This is a genomic window from Campylobacter concisus (genome assembly GCF_002913865.1).
In the GTDB taxonomy this organism is placed as follows: Bacteria; Campylobacterota; Campylobacteria; order Campylobacterales; family Campylobacteraceae; genus Campylobacter_A; species Campylobacter_A concisus_AM.
On sequence record NZ_POYX01000064.1, the window covers coordinates 1 to 2,553 of the forward strand.

Below are 2,553 nucleotides of genomic sequence, written 5' to 3' on the forward strand. Positions count from 1 at the left end.
GCATTAATTAGGTGCGAGTACCATAAATCTAAATTTATAAACGATTTTGAAAATAATAGAGTAACGTTTCACTACTGGCAGAAAGTGTTAGAAGAAAAAATCTCAAATAGACAAAATTTACTTATCTCCGCACCTACAGTTTTGGTAAAAGCCTACTAATACAAGAATTTGTAGCAAGAAAAAAATATAGTAATATATTAATTATTCAGCCGACATTAGCACTAATTGATGAAACTAGAAAAAAACTCCAAAATTATCAAGATTTTTATAATATTGTGGTTAATACAAGCCAAGACATAAATAAAGCAAACAACTTGTTTATTTTAACCAGTGAGCGAATTTTAGATATTTTACCAAAAATTAACAATATAGATTTATTTATAGTTGATGAATTTTATAAAATATCAAACCATAAACACGACGATAGAGTCAGCCAATTAAATATTGCATTTTATAAAGTAATGTTTAAAAATCCGCAATTAATATTACTAACTCCATCGGTAGATAGTGTTGATAATAATTTTATTGAAAAATATAGTCTAAATTTCTTTAAAACGAAGTATTCATTAGTAAGACAAGAATTGGAAAAAATAAGCTGTATTTCCAAGGAAGAAAGGAAAATGAAGCTGTTTGAGCTATTAAATAGTTTAAGTGAGCCTACTATAGTTTATGTCAAATCCCCTGCTCAAGCAGAAAAATTGTCAAATGAATTTATTAGAGATAATAAAAAAGGCGTAGAAAATTATTTTCCTATTTTTGAATGGATTGATGAAAATGTTTCCGTAAAATGGAATTTAAAAAAATACTTACAAAAAGGTATAGGTTTACATAACGGTCAATATCCTAGGCATATTGTTAATGCTCAACTCGACTATTTTAATAACAATAAAATAAATATATTATTTGCAACTACCTTATTAATAGAGGGCGTAAACACTGTCGCAAAAAACATTATCATATATGATATGCACAAAGGAAAAAACAAGCTGACTTACTTTGATTTTAATAATATCAAGGGGCGTGCCGGAAGAATGATGAAATACTATACTGGAAAAGTATATTATTTTGATGATCCTCCAAGGCAAGAGATGGAAAATATAGATGTCCCCATAGTCACTCAAGATAATAATTTACAAAGCGAAATTTTAGTTAATTTAAAAAAAGAAGATATGAAAGAGCAAAAGAAAAGAGCGTATGAAGAATTGATTCAAGGGCTACCCGTAGATTTATTGCAAATTTTTAAATCAAACTATTATAGTATTGAAAAGCAAAAGCACCTTTATAATTGCTTAAATGGTAGAAAAAAAATATTGAATCAATTGAGCTGGGATGCACCAATTCCTACTTATAAAACATTATCTCGTACATTATATATAGTAGATCATTTACTGGAAGGCAATAAGGGGGATAGTTATAAATTCTTAGCTCAAAAATGCCATCAAATAATCCAGGGTGGAAATTTACACTCCATTATAAATAATGAGATTAAGTATCAGCATCAACAAGATGCCAATCAAGGCAAGAATGAAGAGAGTATCATTAACTTATCGGTTTCAAAAGTATTTGGTTTTATCAGAAATCAAGCTAAATTCGAAATACCTAAAAGACTTAGTGTACTAGAAAGTATTGTAAATTATCTCAATGGCAAACAAGCTGCTAATTATTCTGCTTTTATTTCTATTCTGGAACATGAAGGAGTGGATAATAAGTTGAGTATACTTTTAGATTTTGGAGTCCCTGCATCTACATTAAAAAAATTTAAAGATATACCTTATAATAATACTATTGAATATGTAAAAAAACATTTTAGGACAATGGATTTAAGTAACTATGAATTTGATATATTAGAGCGATTGTGATTTATTTTTATTATTGGAATACAAAAGAAGATAATCTCTGTTAATAAATTAACTAAAAAACTTTTCACAAACTGCAATGGCATGTAAAATTACAAAAGGATACAAAATGAGTTAAATTTATAATCTCGATAAAGATACAAAGATAGTTGCAAAAAGTGTCGTTAGCAAAAGGCTCTTTCAAAATAAAAATGCAAGTGTCGATAATATATGCATTTGACGAGGGTGAAGAGCTATACCACGAGATTCTTTTTATAGACAGCCTTCGCCATTAGTCATAGATGTCGAAGCTAGTTTTGAATATGGCAAGGAGTAAATGATGTTTAGACTCCATTTGCAGAGGAAAAAATACAATAAAACCACAGGGTGAATTATGTTGAGGTGGTTAATTCAAAGAGATGTCATCGTTATTGCGAAATTGGTGTATGAAACAAAATATAGAAGTTTTTGATTTTGCTTTTACTGATGAAGATATATTAAAAATTGCTATGCTAGATACAAAAAGAACACAGTTCATGATCCGCAAGACTTAGAAACTGCAAGATGGATTGTGACATATAAGATGGAAGAAAAAATAAATATGAATAGTTAAAAAGGCACCAGCAAAGGTGTCTTTTATGTATAAAGGCTAAATTTAGAATATATCTAAAATGCAAATTTGAAAGTTACAGTGTTGTTGCATGCAAGAGAGAAATAA

General features: G+C 28.5%; 1 protein-coding gene. It reads left to right on the plus strand.

Annotated features, from left to right (window positions below; translation table 11 throughout):
• The first annotated feature begins 200 nt into the window (after positions 1 to 200).
• The gene (locus CYP77_RS04175; protein ID WP_343219201.1) at positions 201 to 1,859 is read left to right on the plus strand and encodes a helicase-related protein; all 1,659 of its coding nucleotides are present in this window, start codon (positions 201 to 203) and stop codon (positions 1,857 to 1,859) included.
• Positions 1,860 to 2,553 lie beyond the last annotated feature (694 nt).